Below are 15,397 nucleotides of genomic sequence, written 5' to 3'. Positions count from 1 at the left end.
GAATCAAGTAATAATGAATAATGGTATGACAGATCCCCTAAACGCGTTAGTGCCAATGGTAGTTGAGCAAACTGCTAAAGGTGAGCGCTCTTTCGATATTTACTCGCGCCTTCTAAAAGAGCGAATCATTTTCTTAACTGGCCCAGTAGAAGACCAAATGGCCAACTTGATTGTGGCTCAGCTATTGTTCCTTGAATCAGAAAACCCAGACAAAGACATTCACCTTTATATTAATTCACCAGGTGGCTCTGTAAGCGCTGGTATGTCTATTTACGACACCATGAACTTTATCAAGCCAGATGTAAGCACCTTGTGCGTCGGTCAAGCCGCAAGCATGGGCGCGTTTTTATTATCTGGTGGTGCCAAAGGTAAGCGTCACTGTCTGCCTAACTCACGTGTGATGATTCACCAACCATTAGGTGGGTTCCAAGGCCAGGCGTCTGATATTGAGATTCACGCCAAAGAAATTTTATATATCAAAGACAAACTAAACCGCTTGCTAGCTGAGCACACCGGCCAGCCGCTCGATGTTATCGCTCGTGATACTGACCGTGATAACTTCATGACTGCTGATGCTGCTGTTGAGTACGGGCTGATCGATTCGGTCTTTGATCGCCGTAACGATAAATAAGCGCGAGCGCATTTGCCAAACAGCTGCGCATTGATAAGTAAAGTTTGGTATATTTGTTAAGAAGTACATTTGCTACTATGAATAAAAATAGTAGCGCAAAGAATGAGGTAGCTGAATGTCCGATAAACCAACAGACGGCGAAAAGACTAGCAAGCTGCTGTACTGCTCGTTTTGTGGTAAATCGCAGCACGAAGTACGCAAGCTAATTGCAGGTCCATCTGTTTATATTTGTGATGAATGTGTCGAGCTGTGTAACGACATCATCAGGGAAGAAATTAAAGATATCGCGCCAAAAACCAACGCGTCCGATAAGCTGCCCGTTCCAAAAGAGATCCGCAGCCACCTAGATGACTATGTGATCGGCCAAGAGCACGCGAAAAAGGTATTGTCAGTAGCGGTATATAACCACTACAAACGTCTTCGCAATGCGGGTACCACCGAAGGTATTGAACTCGGTAAAAGTAATATTTTGCTGATTGGCCCAACGGGCAGTGGTAAAACCTTACTCGCAGAAACGATGGCACGCCTATTGGATGTACCATTCACCATGGCGGATGCCACGACGTTAACCGAAGCGGGTTACGTCGGTGAAGATGTCGAGAATATCATTCAGAAACTACTGCAAAAGTGTGATTACGACGTCGAGAAGGCTCAGCGCGGCATCGTTTACATCGATGAAATTGATAAAATTTCTCGTAAATCAGATAACCCATCCATCACTCGTGATGTGTCAGGGGAAGGGGTGCAACAGGCGCTGCTTAAGCTGATTGAAGGTACTGTTGCCTCGGTGCCACCACAAGGTGGTCGTAAGCATCCTCAGCAAGAGTTCTTACAGGTAGACACCTCGAAGATATTGTTTATCTGTGGCGGTGCTTTCGCCGGATTAGACAAGGTTATTGAGCAACGCAGTGCTAAGAATACCGGTATTGGTTTTGGCGCACACGTTAAGTCTGCCGATGGTGAGCGTAGCATCAGTGAAACGTTTAAAGACGTGGAACCAGAAGATCTAGTTAAATACGGTCTTATTCCAGAGTTCATTGGTCGTTTGCCTGTGGTTGCAACACTCACTGAGTTGGACGAAGATGCACTGATTCAGATTTTAAACGAACCTAAAAACGCATTAACTAAGCAATTCTCTTCATTATTCCAAATGGAAGATGTCGAGCTTGAATTCCGAGAGGATGCTCTACGTGCGATTGCTCACAAAGCGATGGAACGTAAAACCGGTGCTCGTGGCTTACGCTCGATTGTTGAAGGCGTATTGCTGGAAACCATGTATGAGCTGCCTTCGATGGAAGGAGTATGCAAGGTGGTAATAGACGAGACAGTGATTAAGGGTGAGTCAGACCCTATCTTGATTTACGAAAACAGCAGCCAAGACAAGGCCGCGTCAGAGTAAAAAACAAGCAGTTTAATTAAAAAAGGAGCACTAAGCTCCTTTTTTTATAAATTTGTTTGAACTTTCCCCCCTTGATCCCCATATACTTGGGTAATCTTTAAATTTTAAGAAGTCCGAAGAGAGTTAGCATGACGCTTGAAAGAACGGATCGCGTAGACATTCCAGTATTGGCGCTAAGGGATGTGGTGGTGTATCCCCACATGGTGATCCCTTTGTTCGTCGGTCGGGAAAAGTCGATTCGCTGCCTTGAAGCAGCGATGGATACAGACAAACAAATTTTCTTAGTGGCACAAAAAGACGCTTCTGTCGATGACCCACAAACGGATGAAATATATACCGTAGGGACAGTCGCGAGTGTGCTGCAGCTACTCAAGCTACCCGATGGCACCGTCAAGGTGCTGGTTGAGGGCACGCAACGCGCCGCTATTACCCATTATACGCAAGAAGAAGAGTACTTCGCAGCCGAAGTTGAGTATATTCCTTCGACTGATATTGATGAGCGAGAGCAGGATATTTTCATCCGCAGTGCGATAAGCCAATTTGAAGGTTACGTTAAGCTCAACAAAAAAATTCCACCAGAGGTACTCACCTCGGTGTCGGGTATTGATGAGCCCGCACGCTTAGCCGATACCATGGCTGCGCATATGCCTATCAAGGTGCCCGAAAAGCAGAAAGTGCTGGAAATCAGTGACGTCACCGAGCGCCTTGAATACCTTATGGCGATGATGGAGGGCGAAATAGACCTCCTGCAAGTAGAGAAAAAAATTCGTGCCCGCGTTAAAAAGCAAATGGAAAAGTCACAGCGCGAGTACTATCTCAACGAGCAAATGAAAGCCATTCAAAAAGAGTTAGGTGAATTGGATGATGTGCCTGACGAGTTTGAAGGTTTACAAAAGAAGATAACAGAGTCGGGGATGCCAGCCGAAGCCGAAGAAAAGGCGATGGCGGAGCTGAAAAAACTGAAAATGATGTCGCCGATGTCGGCCGAAGCAACGGTGGTGCGCTCTTATATAGATACCATGGTTAATGTGCCGTGGAAGAAAAAATCAAAAGTGAAAAAAGACCTGGCAGGGGCACAAAAGATTCTTGATGCCGACCACTATGGTCTCGAAAAAGTAAAAGACCGCATCATTGAATATTTGGCGGTGCAGCACCGTACCAATAAGCTTAAAGGCCCCATTTTATGTCTTGTAGGCCCGCCAGGCGTGGGCAAAACGTCACTAGGGCAAAGTATTGCTCGAGCAACGGGTCGCAAATACGTGCGTATGGCATTGGGCGGCGTACGTGATGAAGCCGAAATTCGCGGTCACCGCCGTACTTACATCGGCTCTATGCCAGGTAAGTTAATCCAGAATATGACCAAAGTAGGGGTTCGTAACCCGCTGTTTTTATTGGATGAAATCGACAAGATGTCATCGGATATGCGTGGCGATCCTGCATCTGCTTTACTGGAGGTACTGGACCCAGAGCAAAACAGCACCTTTGCTGATCACTATCTAGAAGTTGACTATGACCTATCCGATGTGATGTTTGTTGCCACTTCTAACAGCTTCAACATACCAGGCCCATTGTTGGACCGTATGGAAGTGATCCGTTTATCCGGCTACACCGAAGACGAGAAACTCAATATCTCCAAGCAGCACTTAATCCCTAAGCAAATTAAGCGCAATGGCTTGAAAGAAAAAGAAGTGACCATCGAAGACAGCGCCATTATTGGCATTATCCGTTATTACACCCGTGAAGCCGGGGTTCGTAACTTGGAACGCGAGATCTCCAAGTTATGTCGTAAAGCGGTGAAAAATATTTTGCTCGATAAAGGTCTTAAACACATTACCATCAATGATGAAAACCTAGAAGAATACCTAGGTGTGCAACGTTACGATTACGGTAAAGTGGAAGGTGATGACCGCATCGGTCAGGTCACTGGTCTGGCGTGGACTGAAGTGGGCGGAGACCTGCTAACTATTGAATCGTCTGCGGTACCAGGTAAAGGTAAATTAAGCTACACCGGCTCTTTGGGCGACGTCATGAAAGAGTCGATTCAGGCTGCGATGACCGTGGTACGCGATCGCACTGAAAAACTGCGTATTAACGACGATTTCCACGAAAAGCGTGATATTCATGTGCACGTGCCTGAAGGCGCTACACCAAAAGACGGTCCCAGCGCGGGTATCGCAATGGTGACTGCTTTAGTATCAAGCTTAACGGGTAACCCTGTGCGCTCGGATGTGGCGATGACCGGTGAAATAACCTTACGCGGTGAAGTGTTGCCTATCGGTGGTCTTAAAGAAAAACTGTTAGCGGCACACCGTGGCGGTATTAAAACAGTGGTCATTCCCAAGAAGAATGAGCGGGACCTAAAAGAGATACCGGAAAACGTCCGTGAAGGCCTCGAAATTCACCCAGTTCAGTGGATTGACGAGGTGTTAGATCACGCATTGGCGCAGCCTGTGGAGCGTTTTTCAACAGATCGTGCAAAAAGTGAGTAAAAATCACAAAAAATTGCCGCAAAGGGCTTTTCAAATCACACCTGTGTGATAAGTTAAGCACTAGATTTTGAGCCTAGGCCTTGTCCGGCCTAGGTTTCAAGCAGATCTAGGTGTTAGAAAAACGACCTTTGTTTTTCTAAATTACATAGCAAAGTGATGAGGCCGTTTTGTGTAAAACTGCACAAGGTTAGTCGCTCTGGATAATAACAATGTAAGGGGATGATATTGTGAATAAGTCTCAATTAATCGATCAAATCGCAGCTGATGCTGACATTTCTAAAGCGGCTGCAGGTCGTGCGTTGGATTCATTCATTGAGTCAGTATCAACTGCACTTAAAGACGGCGATTCCGTTGCCCTAGTTGGTTTCGGTACTTTTTCTGTACGTGAGCGCGCAGCGCGCACTGGCCGTAACCCGCAAACTGGTGAAGAAATTCAAATTGCTGCTGCAAACATTCCTTCGTTTAAAGCAGGTAAAGCGCTTAAAGACGCAGTTAACTAATTTGCGAAACTTGAGCTGCAATTAGCGCAACTGTGCTAGATTGCTTCAAGTGAAAAAGCGTATCTGTTAAGATACGCTTTTTTTATACCCACCGCCTCGAAATTGAGGGACAATAGAGTCTGAGTTCGTTGTTTAGCGGTTAAATGAAATAGAGATAAAATAAATGCTAGAAAAAATCAGAGAAGGCTCGCAAGGCTTAGCGGCCAAAATTATTCTAGGGCTGGTGATTTTATCTTTTGCTTTAGCAGGGATCGGTGGCTATTTAGGCCAATCAACCGAACAATCCGTGGCTGAGGTAAATGGAGTTAAGATCACTCAGCGCGAATTTGCTCGTGCCTATGAAAACGAGCGTGCCCGCTTAGAGCAGCAGTTCGGCGAATACTTCGCACAACTTGCTAACGATCCAAGCTATATGGCGCAAGTGCGTCAATCCGTCACTGACCGCTTAGTACAGCAAGAACTACAAACACAGTTAGCGGCAGAAATGGGGCTTCGCGTTAGCGATGAACAAGTTAAACAAACGATTCTAGAACTCCCTGCTTTCCAGTTTGGTGGTCAGTTCAGTAATGACCGTTATCTGCAAGTGATCCGCCAAATGGGTTATCAAGCAGATGGCTTCCGTGAGTACCTGCGTGAAGAAATGACGCGCTCACAACTTGTTTCGGCACTTGCTGGCACAGATTTCACGCTAAGTAATGAGTTAAGCCAAGCCGTGGGTTTGCAACAGCAACAGCGTGCTATTGATTATGTCGTGCTCGATAACAACGCCTACAAAGCCCAAGTAGAAGTGAGCGACGAAGAGGTTCAAGAATACTACGACCTAAATCAAGCGCAGTTCCTTTCGCCAGAGCAGGTGAAAGTGTCTTATGTTGAGCTAAGTGCCGATGATTTAGAGTTGGCGGAGCCAATCACAGACGAGCAAATCAACGACTACTATCAGCAAAACAAAGCCTACTATTCAGAGCCTGAAAAGCGCCGTGTTGCTCATATTTTGGTTGAATATGGCGATGATCAGGACAGTGCTGAACAAAAAGCCAATGACCTACTCACACAGCTTAACAACGGCGCTGATTTCGCCGAGCTGGCTAGTGAAGAGTCAGACGATATCGTCAGCGCGGAAATGGGCGGTGACCTAGATTGGATTGAGCGTGATATGCTGGATCCTGATTTTGAAAAAGCAGCGTTTGCTTTGCAAAACGTGGGCGAACTTTCACAAGTCGTTGAGTCTGAGTTCGGTTATCACATTATTAAGCTCACCGACCTGCAGCCAGGTGAAACCAAGCCTCTTGCTGAGGTAAAAGAAGACATTCGCACTGAGCTGGCTAAAGTTGAAAAAGCTGACCTATTTTATGAACAGCAAACAGAGTTGGCAGAGCTTTCATTTGAGGTGGCTGATACGTTAGAAGACGCTGCTGCTGCGGTCGGAGCGCAAGTGCAAACCACACCTTGGTTAGCCCGTGGACAGCTAAGTGCTCCGTTGAATGAGGCTAACGTGCAAGCAGCCATCTTCTCACCAGAGCTACTGGAAGATAGAGTTAACTCAGAAGTGTTGGATTTAGGTAATGAGCATGTGATTGTGGTACGTATCGCTGATCATAAACCTGCGGCAACTAAGCCTTTGGCTGAGGTGAGCGAGCAAATTAAACAAACGCTGATAGCTGAAAAGGCCACCGCCAAAGCGAAAGAGCAGGGTGAAGAGCTGTTTGCACAATTACAAAGCGGCACCAGCCTTAACGCCATTGCTCAGCAAGCAGGTGTTGAAATGCAAAGCGAGGACGCCCTTAATCGTCGTAGCTTCAGTGTGGCACCCGCTCTGGTAGAGCAGGTATTTAAGCTGGCACACCCACAAGATGAGCCTGTCGTGGATATGGTTGAGCTTAACAATGGCAACATAGCCCTAGTTGCGTTGAAGTCAGTTAACACTCCGAGTGAAACTGAAGTGAATGCGCAAGTGAAGCAAAACCTCACCATGCAAATGGCAAACAAAAACTATCAAAGCTTTATTGAAGCGCTTGAGGCTCAGGCCGAAGTGGTTCGCATGCGCCAGCAGGGGCAATCAGAATAAAGTAACATGAATGCAGAAGGCGCCTATTCGGCGCCTTTTTTGTTTCTGCGCAGCGCCTAATAACAATACTGACGTCAGAACATGAATTACACTTCGCAATGTAGTACAGTGAAACCTACCCCCAATAAGGAGTGTGAGGAAGTATGAAAGGTGTATATCGATTTTTAATTGCTATGGCGCTTATTGTTGCAGCGATAGCGTCATACAGCGCAGGGAATAGCACTGGGCTTTTCGCTTTTGTGGTGCTTGGCTTTATGTTTGAAGCGGCTTTTTGGCTGCGCCTTTTCCCGCTGAGTAAAAAGCGCAAATCACACGCCTGATTGCCATTAACAAGTTAGTAAACGCTGGCAGGTTTTGGATTGAGGATTACCGAAAATTTCACCGGTTTTCCCATACTCCACCACTTCCCCGTGATCCAGTACTAACACCTGATCACTCATGTGCTTTACCAGGCTCAAATGATGGGTGATCAACACGTAACTTAGCCCTGTCTCTCGTTGTAACTCTAACAGCAAATTCACCGTCTGTGCGCGCACTGAGGGGTCAAGGGAGGAAAGCGCCTCATCCAATACTAAGACTTTCGGATCCAGGATCAGTGCGCGTGCCAGTGCAACGCGCTGTAATTGCCCGCCAGAGAACATATGCGGATAGTATAAACGGTGCTCAACAAGCAGCCCCACCTTCGCTAATGTTTGCTTTATTTTTTCCAGCCTTTGTTCGCTGCTAAGCTCGGTATTTAAGCGTAAACAGTCATCTAAAATCTCGCCGATAGTGAGCGCAGGATTAAGTGACGTGGTTGGGTCTTGGAAAATCAACCGAATGTGCCGACAGTCGCCATGGCGACTAGTCCCGTCATGCACTAAATCACTTTCTAGAATGATCTGGCCGCTACTGGCCTCATCGGCACCGGCCAACACCTTTGCGAGTGTACTTTTTCCTGCACCCGTCTCGCCAATAACTGCCAGTGTTTCGCCGCGACCAATACAAAATGAGATATCTTTGAGTAAACTGACTTTCTTATGGCTCAGTAAACCCGCCCTCACAGCCAGTTGCTTGCCCAAACCTTGTACTTTCAATAAGGGTTGCATCAGCTTTGCTCCTGTTTATGTAAAGGGAAGTGACAGGCATAACTATGACCTTGCTCTTTGTCTAACTTAGGAGTGACAACACAAGCTTTCTGTGCGTTCGGGCAGCGTGGCCCAAGCCGACACCCTATAGGCAGGTGCTGCAAGGTGGGAATGGTGCCCTTAAGGGCGAACAGCGGCTCTTTATGGCCAAGTGCAACATCATAGTCGGGCAAGCTCTGTAACAGCGCTTTAGTGTAAGGGTGGCGCGGTTGAGCAAACACTTTTTTGGTCGGTCCGGCCTCCACCATTTGCCCGCAATACAGCACGTGCATACCATGTGTCCAGTCAGTCAATTCTTCGAGTTCATGAGAGATCATCAGAATCGACATATTTTTAAGCTGATTTAAACTTTTCAGTAGTCGAAATACTTGTGCTCGTGTGGTGCTCTCCAATGCTGTGGTCGGTTCGTCGGCAATAAGTAGCTTAGGGGAGCGGGCGATGGCCATCGCGATCATCACCTTTTGACACACGCCTTCTGACAACTCATGTGGGTAACTGGTCAAGACTTTGGAGTGTTCTTTGATGCCCACCTTGTGCAACAGTGCCCTGACACGCTGGCGCTTGGCTCTGCGTCGTTGCCATAAATTACCGGTATAGTTGCGCGCCGGAATACTTTCTTCAATTTGGTCACTGATCTTCGCTGTGGGATCGAGGCAACGACTCGGCTCCTGATAAATCATCGCTAAGTCTTGGCTTACCAACTTACGTCGCTTTTCATCCGAGAGCCGCATTAAGTCAACGCCGCGCCAGTGCATGCGGTCGGCTGTGACCCGCCAGCGTTTATTTAACGCACCCACTAAGGCCTTGGCAATGAGGCTTTTGCCAGACCCCGACTCGCCAATAAGGGCATGTACTTCGCCTTCTTTTAGGCTGAAGTTTACTTTATCTACCACGCGAATCACCGAATCTGAGGTCGTCAATTCTATGGTCAGATTTCGAATATCGAGCAATTGCATCAGTCCGCCCGCCGCTCTTTGAGTACATTACGCAAACCGTCACCAACAAGATTGGTGGACAGTACCGCTAAAAACAAAAGGATCCCCGGCAAGGCGACGGTCCATGGTGCGAGGTAAATTAGGCCTAGATTTTCCGCCAATATAGCTCCCCACTCAGCTGTAGGAGGTTGCGCGCCAAGCTTCAAAAAGCCTAAGGCTGCAATGTCCAAAATGGCTAATGATAGCGCCATAGTAAAAATAACCACAATACGTTCGTAAATATTGGGGAAGATGCCCCGCACTAAGATTTGCCAGCGGCTTGCTCCATCAAGACGAAATGCGCTGATGTAATCTTTATTAAGCTCTTCGACCACTAAGTTACGCACCGAATGGATAAACTGTGGCAACAGCGCAAAGATAATCGCCCACACGGTGTTCATCAAACCCGGTCCGAGTATGGCAATGATGATAATCGCCAGTAGCAACGAAGGGATAGATAAGGTGATGTCTAACAGGTGGTTCAGAAAGCTCGCGCGCAGGCCATGGCTCATACCGGCGAAGGTGCCGACCAATACGCCCACCAAGGTGGTCATTAGCGCTGCAATAATTGATAAGCCGAAGGTATAGGTCGCTCCATTCATAAGGCGTGAAAGCACATCACGGCCCAAATCGTCGGTACCTAAAATAAAGCGTACATCGCCATCCTCATGCCATGAGGGAGGAATCAACAGCGCATCCGCATGTTGCTCGTTGATGCCGTAAGGCGCCAGTAACGGCGCGGTAGTAGCCAGTACCGTCAGCGCAATAAAAAGCCATAAACCAACCAAAGACACATGGTTAGATTTAAACTTGCGCCATAACCGCGACAGCGGCGACACGTTAGACTGTTCGGTAAATAATTTAAACTTTGCCATGCGCTTGATTCCGTGAAATCGGGTCGAGCAGGGTGTAGAGCAACTCGGTGATAATGGTGGCGAAAATAATGAATACCGAAATTGCCAATAAGCCACCTTGAATTGCTGGGAAGTCACGTTGGTAAATGCTGTCTATTAACCAGCGACCAATGCCAGGCCATGAAAAAATAACTTCAGTGATCATGGCTAACGTGATCAACGCACTAAATTGCAGGCCGATTTGTTTTATCACCGGCAACAACGCATTGCGAAGCGCATGGTGAAAAATAAGTTGGCGGCGACTCAACCCCTTCGCCCGGGCCGTTTTAATATAGTTTTGGTCAAGCACGTTGAGCATTGAGTCGCGGGTAAAGCGGATTAAAACCGTGGTTGGGTAGGTCGCCAGCACCAGTGTTGGCAATGCCAGATGATGCAGCGCATCGGCAAAGGCAAGGCCGCCATAGGGAAAGCCCGCAACCATAATATCTAGCAAAATAAAATTACTGTATGCGGGGATTTCGTAAAGCAAACTGATACGCCCAGACATAGGGAATAGCCCCAGTTGTAAGCAAAATACCATAATAAGCAGCAGTGCTAACCAAAAAATAGGCACAGAGTAACCGACTAATGTAAAGCCACTAATGAGCTTATCACCCCAACGTCCGTGTGATAGAGCAGCGATGACTCCCGCTGGAACTCCCGCCAACACGGACACAAACAGCGCATAAATAGCGAGTTCAAAGGTCGCAGGAGCTAAATCTAACACATGGCCAAAAACACCATCGCCGGAAGCAAAAGACAATCCCCAGTCGCCCTGCATAATGCGTCCTAAAAACGCAAAGTACTGCGTTACATAGCCATCATCCATATGGTATTGCTGCTGTAATTGCGCTGTTTGCGAAAAGCCTGCAGTTTCAATACCACTAAAATTCGTTAGCGGGTCACCGGGGAACAGGTAGCCCAATGAGAAGGTAAACACACTCAGCGTAAAAAGCATAAAAACCAGCAACGAAACCCGACGTAAGGCGAACTCTAACATCATGGTTTTTTACTCGCATGGGCTAGGGATATGCCGCCAAAGGGGCTGAGATTGATCCCTTTTACTTGGCTGTCACGAGCTTGCGAGCGCTTACCATGAGCCAGAGGGAAAAGGGGCAGTTGTTTCGCTATCATCTGTTGTGCCTGGTGGTAAAACTGTTGTCGCTGCGCTTGCTCTGTGGTGTCTAACGCTTGCGTCAGGAGCATATCAAATTCGGGATTGCACCAATTGGCTGGGTTCTTACCGCTGTAAGTGGCGGCGCAACTCAGTAGTGGACTAAAGAAATTGTCTGGGTCGGGGGTGTCTGCGGCCCATCCCAACAACACACTATCATGACGGTGCTCGCCTACGCGCTGTAAAAAGGTATTCCACTCATACTCGACAATACGCACGTTAACACCAATTGCACGCAGGTCACTTTGCATCAGCTCTGCCATTTTGCGCGCATTGGGGTTATAAATACGGCTTACCGGCATGGCCCAAATGGTCATATCAAAGCCATTTTCATAGCCAGCGGCACTGAGCATCTCTCGAGCTTTTCCTGGGTCGTATTGGGGCAAATTAGATTGCTGCTGATAAGCCCAACTAATGGGCGGTAACATTGAAGCCGCTTTCACGCCTTGGCCGTAATAGACCGCCTGCATAATTTTGTCGACATTAATGGCATGGGCTAATGCCCGGCGTACTTGCGGGTTATTAAAAGGCACACGTTCAGTATTAAAGGCCCAATAGCCGACATTAAGGTTATCTTGTTGTTCCAACTCAATATCGTCGCGTTGGCGCAGAACGCTTGATTGGGTCGCACTTGGGTGTGGGGTGACATCGCATTCTTTGGTTAAAAGCTTGGCAATACGTGTTGTGCCATTAGGAGTAATATCAAATACCAACTGATCGAGGTTTACTTGGTGTTCCCAGTACTCGGGGTGTGAATAGTAGCGGATCAGTCGGTCGCGTTGGTATTCACGATAAACAAACGGGCCGGTGCCCACAGGTAGCTGGTCAAACAAATCCATCTGCTCGTTGGCCATCAGAGTCATTGCATACTCTTGCGAGGTGATCACCGCGAAGTCTGTAGCCAGATTCGCTAAAAAGCTACTTTCGGGGTTAAACAATTCAAATGTAACTTGGTATGGTGAGTCTTTGCGAATGTTGCGTATAAGCTGATCAAGACCAACACTCTGAAAATATGGATAGCTGGCTTCACCAACGAAGTGATAGGGGTTGTATACGTCGAATAAGCGACTAAAGGTAAATACCACATCATCGGCGTTAAAATTACGGCTGGGAGTAAAATAGCGGGTGGTATGGAATTTAACATCTTCGCGCAGGTTAAACGTCACTTCCGTGCCATCATCGCTAATTTCCCAACTGGTCGCCAACTCGGGGATAAATTCACCGGTGATGGGATCAATACGTAGTAAGCGGTTGTACAACTGTTTAGCGATCAGGTCGATAGTTGAACCGGTGGTCGTTACTTGCGGATTGAAAGAGACAGGGTTGGCCTCAGCACAATAAACCATGCCTTCCATCGGTGCATACTGCGTGTCTTCGTCTTGGCACCCCATTAAGAGCACCATGGCAATGCCTAACAACCGTGTGTACACAGGCTAAGCCTCTTGTTTTTGCTGCGAATCAAGTAAGTTGTATTTTTTCAAATATCCTCTTAGCTGATGATACGTTAAACCAAGCAATTGTGCAGTTTTCTTTTGATTAAATTGGCTAAATTCCAGCGCTTGGCGCAACAGTTCTGTTTCGTAGTCGCTGGAGAGTTGTTTTAAATCGCACGGGAAGTCCATTCGTTGGTTGTTTTTCGCCGGCTCTGCGTGTGCCACTTGAGGCTGCTCTGAGTCACTGAGTAGTGGCTGCTCATTGACGGCCATCGCAGGTTTGCGAGTGCTCAATGTCTTAGGCCGATAGGGGCTGGCAAAGGGGTCTAAATTAATCGTATGCACCGCGAGGCTTTCATTGCCATGACGATACAAGCTGCGCTCTATCACATTTTTCAGCTCACGGACATTCCCCGGCCAGTCATAGTCCAGCAGAGCCGCCTTAGCTCGGGTAGTGAAACCACTGAATAACTCCCACCCCAGGTTACGTGCCATGTTAATAGCGAAATGCTCGGCTAGCAGCAAAATATCTTCTTGGCGCTCACGCAGCGGAGGAAGCGTAATTACGTCAAAGGCGAGACGGTCCAGCAAGTCGTGTCGAAACTCGCCGGCATCGGCAAGGCTGGGTAAGTCTTCATTGGTGGCGCAAATAAGTCGTGTATCAACTTTTATTGGCGCCCGGCCCCCAACGCGTTCAAACTCGCCATATTCAATTACCCGAAGCAGTTTTTCTTGGACCGCTGCGGGGGTATTTGCGAGTTCGTCTAAAAATAATGTGCCGCCGTTGGCGCGCTCAAAACGTCCTTCATGACGTTTACTGGCGCCTGTAAAAGCGCCACTTTCATGACCGAATAGCTCACTTTCAAGCAAGTTCTCATTGAGTGCAGCGCAGTTAAGACTGACATAGGTTTGATCCCAACGCCCAGATAGATAGTGTAACCGTGCAGCGATAAGCTCTTTACCGGTACCGCGCTCACCAATGACTAACACCGGCTTATCAAGGGGGGCCAACTGGGAGACCTGATCGAGCACCTCTAAAAAGCTATCGGATTGGCCCAGTAAATCGTCTTTTTTGCGGAACTGGCTCATTTACACTAACTCTTAGTTATTTTTGCTAAAGCTTAGTGTATTTCATTATTTAAAGATAAGAAAGTGATTTGGTGAATATAAAGTAACTTAATGAATAAATTAAGTTTTTTATGTGGTTTTAAAGTTGGCAAGCAACTTGATAATACGTAGAGTAGTCAACAAAGACTTCAACATCCGAGGTAAAAATTATGGGAATTTTTTCACGTTTTGCAGATATCGTAAACTCGAATATCAATGCTATTTTAGATAAAGCAGAAGACCCAGAAAAAATGGTGCGTTTAATCATCCAAGAGATGGAAGACACACTTGTGGAGGTGCGCTCGACATCGGCGAAAACACTCGCAGAGAAAAAAGAGCTCAGCCGCCGGTTAGAAACATTGCACAAGCAAACTGAGCAGTGGCAAGAGAAGGCTGAGCTAGCCTTATCGAAAGACCGCGACGATTTAGCACGCGCTGCACTACTAGAAAAGAGCAAGTGTACCGAAGCGAAAGAGTCACTTGAGCGTGAGCTTGAACATGTAGACGAGCACATCAACAAGTTGCAACAAGAGATCAGCACCTTGCAAGAGAAGCTCAGCGACGCTAAAGCGCGCCAGAAAGCGATTGTTCTTCGTCAGCGTTCAGTGCAATCACGTTTAGATGTGAAAAAGACACTTGATGGTGACAAGGTGCAAGATGCACTGGATAAGTTCGAGCGTTACGAGACAAAAATTGATGGCCTCGAGGCTCAGGTAGAGTCTTATGAGTTAGGTCAGAAGTCGCTGTCTGATGAAATCGAGCAGCTAGAAAAGGACGAGAAAATTGACGATGAACTCTCAGCCTTGAAAGCAAAAATGGGCAAAACCAATAAAGCAGAATAATAATGTATAAGGTGAAGGGTCGTACGCGACCCTAGCCACACGATGGCGCACCATAACAACAAGGCAGGAGAGGATTATGTTTGATTTTGATATGTTATTACCACCGATTGTCATATTTTTGATTTTTGTGGCGCCGTTGTGGCTGATATTACATTACCGCAGTAAAAAACAGGTAAGCCAAGGGTTAAGTGAACACGAGCACCGTCAACTGGTTGAACTGGCTAATAAAGCTGAGAAAATGGCAGAGCGCATCAACACCTTAGAGACCTTGCTCGACCAGGAGTCCCCGCAGTGGAGGAGTAAGGTATGAGTGGCAAACGCGAATTATATCGCAACCCTGAGCGCGGCAAGCTAGGCGGCGTATGTGCAGGGGTCAGCGATTACTTTAATTTTGAGTTGTGGTTAGTACGCATTATTTTCATCTCCGCCGTGTTGTTGGCCGGGGGGCCCTTATTTATCGTCGCCTACATTGCTGCTTGGCTTATATTAGAGAAAAAGCCAGCCGCAGAGCAAACAGCGCCCAGTAGTAAGAGCGCCCATGTCGGTGAGGTGAAAGCCAAAGTGTGGCAAAAGGGTGAGCCCCCGCGTAAGGCTCTTAAAGAATTGAAGGAGTATTTAGGTGAGTTAGACAACCGTATTCAGCATATGGAGACTCATGTAACTTCGCCGACCTTCACGGTAGACAGAGAAATTAATAAGCTATAAAGCCCTCAGGCGCATTGCAACCAGCTAGTCGTTATTAGCTGGTTGCCTGTGTTTGTAT

15 protein-coding genes are annotated in these 15,397 nt (G+C 47.2%); 9 read left to right on the top strand and 6 right to left on the bottom strand.

The genetic code is table 11. The features are described 5' to 3' along the window. The first annotated feature begins 13 nt into the window (after positions 1–13). From clpP to W04_RS18995, 6 genes are all read left to right on the top strand, one after another. Complete coding sequence (gene clpP, locus W04_RS17330; RefSeq protein WP_022944380.1) at positions 14–631, top strand: ATP-dependent Clp endopeptidase proteolytic subunit ClpP; 618 nt, start codon at positions 14–16, stop codon at positions 629–631. A 115-nt stretch (positions 632–746) separates the two neighbouring features. Then, positions 747–2,030 (top strand): ATP-dependent protease ATP-binding subunit ClpX, encoded by a 1,284-nt coding sequence (clpX, locus tag W04_RS17325; protein WP_022944381.1) that lies wholly within the window; start codon positions 747–749, stop codon positions 2,028–2,030. 128 nt (positions 2,031–2,158) lie between these two features. Next, a complete protein-coding gene (gene lon / locus W04_RS17320) occupies positions 2,159–4,519 on the top strand; it encodes an endopeptidase La (protein ID WP_053911741.1) in 2,361 nt (786 codons plus the stop codon). A gap of 227 nt (positions 4,520–4,746) precedes the next feature. After that, positions 4,747–5,019, top strand: coding sequence for a nucleoid-associated protein HU-beta (gene hupB, locus W04_RS17315; RefSeq protein ID WP_022944383.1), 273 nt, complete (start codon positions 4,747–4,749; stop codon positions 5,017–5,019). A gap of 163 nt (positions 5,020–5,182) precedes the next feature. After that, complete coding sequence (gene ppiD / locus W04_RS17310; protein WP_053911740.1) at positions 5,183–7,084, top strand: peptidylprolyl isomerase; 1,902 nt, start codon at positions 5,183–5,185, stop codon at positions 7,082–7,084. 143 nt (positions 7,085–7,227) lie between these two features. Then, on the top strand, positions 7,228–7,404 hold the full coding sequence (locus tag W04_RS18995) for a hypothetical protein (protein ID WP_197275980.1): 177 nt from the start codon (positions 7,228–7,230) through the stop codon (positions 7,402–7,404). Between the two features lie 6 nt (positions 7,405–7,410). Here W04_RS18995 and W04_RS17305 read toward each other — a convergent pair whose 3' ends face one another. From W04_RS17305 to pspF, 6 genes are read right to left on the bottom strand one after another with little or no spacing between them, the layout of a single operon-like run. Next, complete coding sequence (locus tag W04_RS17305; protein ID WP_022944386.1) at positions 7,411–8,172, bottom strand: ATP-binding cassette domain-containing protein; 762 nt, start codon at positions 8,170–8,172, stop codon at positions 7,411–7,413. Continuing rightward, the gene (locus W04_RS17300; protein ID WP_022944387.1) at positions 8,172–9,167 is read right to left on the bottom strand and encodes an oligopeptide/dipeptide ABC transporter ATP-binding protein; all 996 of its coding nucleotides are present in this window, start codon (positions 9,165–9,167) and stop codon (positions 8,172–8,174) included. The genes W04_RS17305 and W04_RS17300 overlap by 1 nt, the downstream gene beginning before the upstream one ends. Further along, entirely contained in the window at positions 9,167–10,060 is an 894-nt protein-coding gene (locus W04_RS17295) for an ABC transporter permease subunit (RefSeq protein ID WP_053911739.1), read from the bottom strand. The genes W04_RS17300 and W04_RS17295 overlap by 1 nt, the downstream gene beginning before the upstream one ends. Beyond that, complete coding sequence (locus W04_RS17290) at positions 10,047–11,081, bottom strand: ABC transporter permease subunit (RefSeq protein WP_022944389.1); 1,035 nt, start codon at positions 11,079–11,081, stop codon at positions 10,047–10,049. Before W04_RS17290 ends, W04_RS17295 begins: the two co-directional genes overlap by 14 nt. Continuing rightward, positions 11,078–12,682 carry an ABC transporter substrate-binding protein gene (locus W04_RS17285; protein WP_053911738.1) on the bottom strand — a complete coding sequence of 535 codons (1,605 nt, stop codon included), beginning with the start codon at positions 12,680–12,682 and terminating at the stop codon, positions 11,078–11,080. Before W04_RS17285 ends, W04_RS17290 begins: the two co-directional genes overlap by 4 nt. A gap of 3 nt (positions 12,683–12,685) precedes the next feature. After that, positions 12,686–13,774, bottom strand: coding sequence for a phage shock protein operon transcriptional activator (gene pspF / locus W04_RS17280; RefSeq protein WP_053911737.1), 1,089 nt, complete (start codon positions 13,772–13,774; stop codon positions 12,686–12,688). A 188-nt stretch (positions 13,775–13,962) separates the two neighbouring features. Here pspF and pspA point away from each other — a divergent pair, with 188 nt between their 5' ends. From pspA to pspC, 3 genes are all read left to right on the top strand, one after another. After that, positions 13,963–14,634, top strand: a complete 672-nt coding sequence (pspA, locus tag W04_RS17275) for a phage shock protein PspA (protein WP_053911736.1) — start codon at positions 13,963–13,965, stop codon at positions 14,632–14,634. A gap of 76 nt (positions 14,635–14,710) precedes the next feature. Continuing rightward, positions 14,711–14,944 carry an envelope stress response membrane protein PspB gene (gene pspB, locus W04_RS17270; RefSeq protein WP_022944393.1) on the top strand — a complete coding sequence of 78 codons (234 nt, stop codon included), beginning with the start codon at positions 14,711–14,713 and terminating at the stop codon, positions 14,942–14,944. Then, the gene (gene pspC, locus W04_RS17265; RefSeq protein WP_022944394.1) at positions 14,941–15,339 is read left to right on the top strand and encodes an envelope stress response membrane protein PspC; all 399 of its coding nucleotides are present in this window, start codon (positions 14,941–14,943) and stop codon (positions 15,337–15,339) included. The genes pspB and pspC overlap by 4 nt, the downstream gene beginning before the upstream one ends. Positions 15,340–15,397: the final 58 nt, after the last annotated feature.

Origin of the sequence: Pseudoalteromonas sp. SW0106-04 (genome assembly GCF_001293805.1) — a bacterium.
GTDB lineage: Bacteria > Pseudomonadota > Gammaproteobacteria > Enterobacterales > Alteromonadaceae > Pseudoalteromonas > Pseudoalteromonas ruthenica.
The sequence above is the reverse complement of the archived record's forward strand: the minus strand, read 5'-3'. Positions and strand labels throughout refer to the sequence as shown.

Coding starts and splice junctions, on each gene's coding strand:
- clpP (WP_022944380.1), top strand. CDS start 14: ATGAATAATGGTATGACAGATCCCCTAAACGCGTTAGTGCCAATGGTA.
- clpX (WP_022944381.1), top strand. CDS start 747: ATGTCCGATAAACCAACAGACGGCGAAAAGACTAGCAAGCTGCTGTAC.
- lon (WP_053911741.1), top strand. CDS start 2,159: ATGACGCTTGAAAGAACGGATCGCGTAGACATTCCAGTATTGGCGCTA.
- ppiD (WP_053911740.1), top strand. CDS start 5,183: ATGCTAGAAAAAATCAGAGAAGGCTCGCAAGGCTTAGCGGCCAAAATT.
- W04_RS18995 (WP_197275980.1), top strand. CDS start 7,228: ATGAAAGGTGTATATCGATTTTTAATTGCTATGGCGCTTATTGTTGCA.
- W04_RS17305 (WP_022944386.1), bottom strand. CDS start 8,172: ATGCAACCCTTATTGAAAGTACAAGGTTTGGGCAAGCAACTGGCTGTG.
- W04_RS17300 (WP_022944387.1), bottom strand. CDS start 9,167: ATGCAATTGCTCGATATTCGAAATCTGACCATAGAATTGACGACCTCA.
- W04_RS17295 (WP_053911739.1), bottom strand. CDS start 10,060: ATGGCAAAGTTTAAATTATTTACCGAACAGTCTAACGTGTCGCCGCTG.
- W04_RS17290 (WP_022944389.1), bottom strand. CDS start 11,081: ATGATGTTAGAGTTCGCCTTACGTCGGGTTTCGTTGCTGGTTTTTATG.
- pspF (WP_053911737.1), bottom strand. CDS start 13,774: ATGAGCCAGTTCCGCAAAAAAGACGATTTACTGGGCCAATCCGATAGC.
- pspA (WP_053911736.1), top strand. CDS start 13,963: ATGGGAATTTTTTCACGTTTTGCAGATATCGTAAACTCGAATATCAAT.
- pspB (WP_022944393.1), top strand. CDS start 14,711: ATGTTTGATTTTGATATGTTATTACCACCGATTGTCATATTTTTGATT.
- pspC (WP_022944394.1), top strand. CDS start 14,941: ATGAGTGGCAAACGCGAATTATATCGCAACCCTGAGCGCGGCAAGCTA.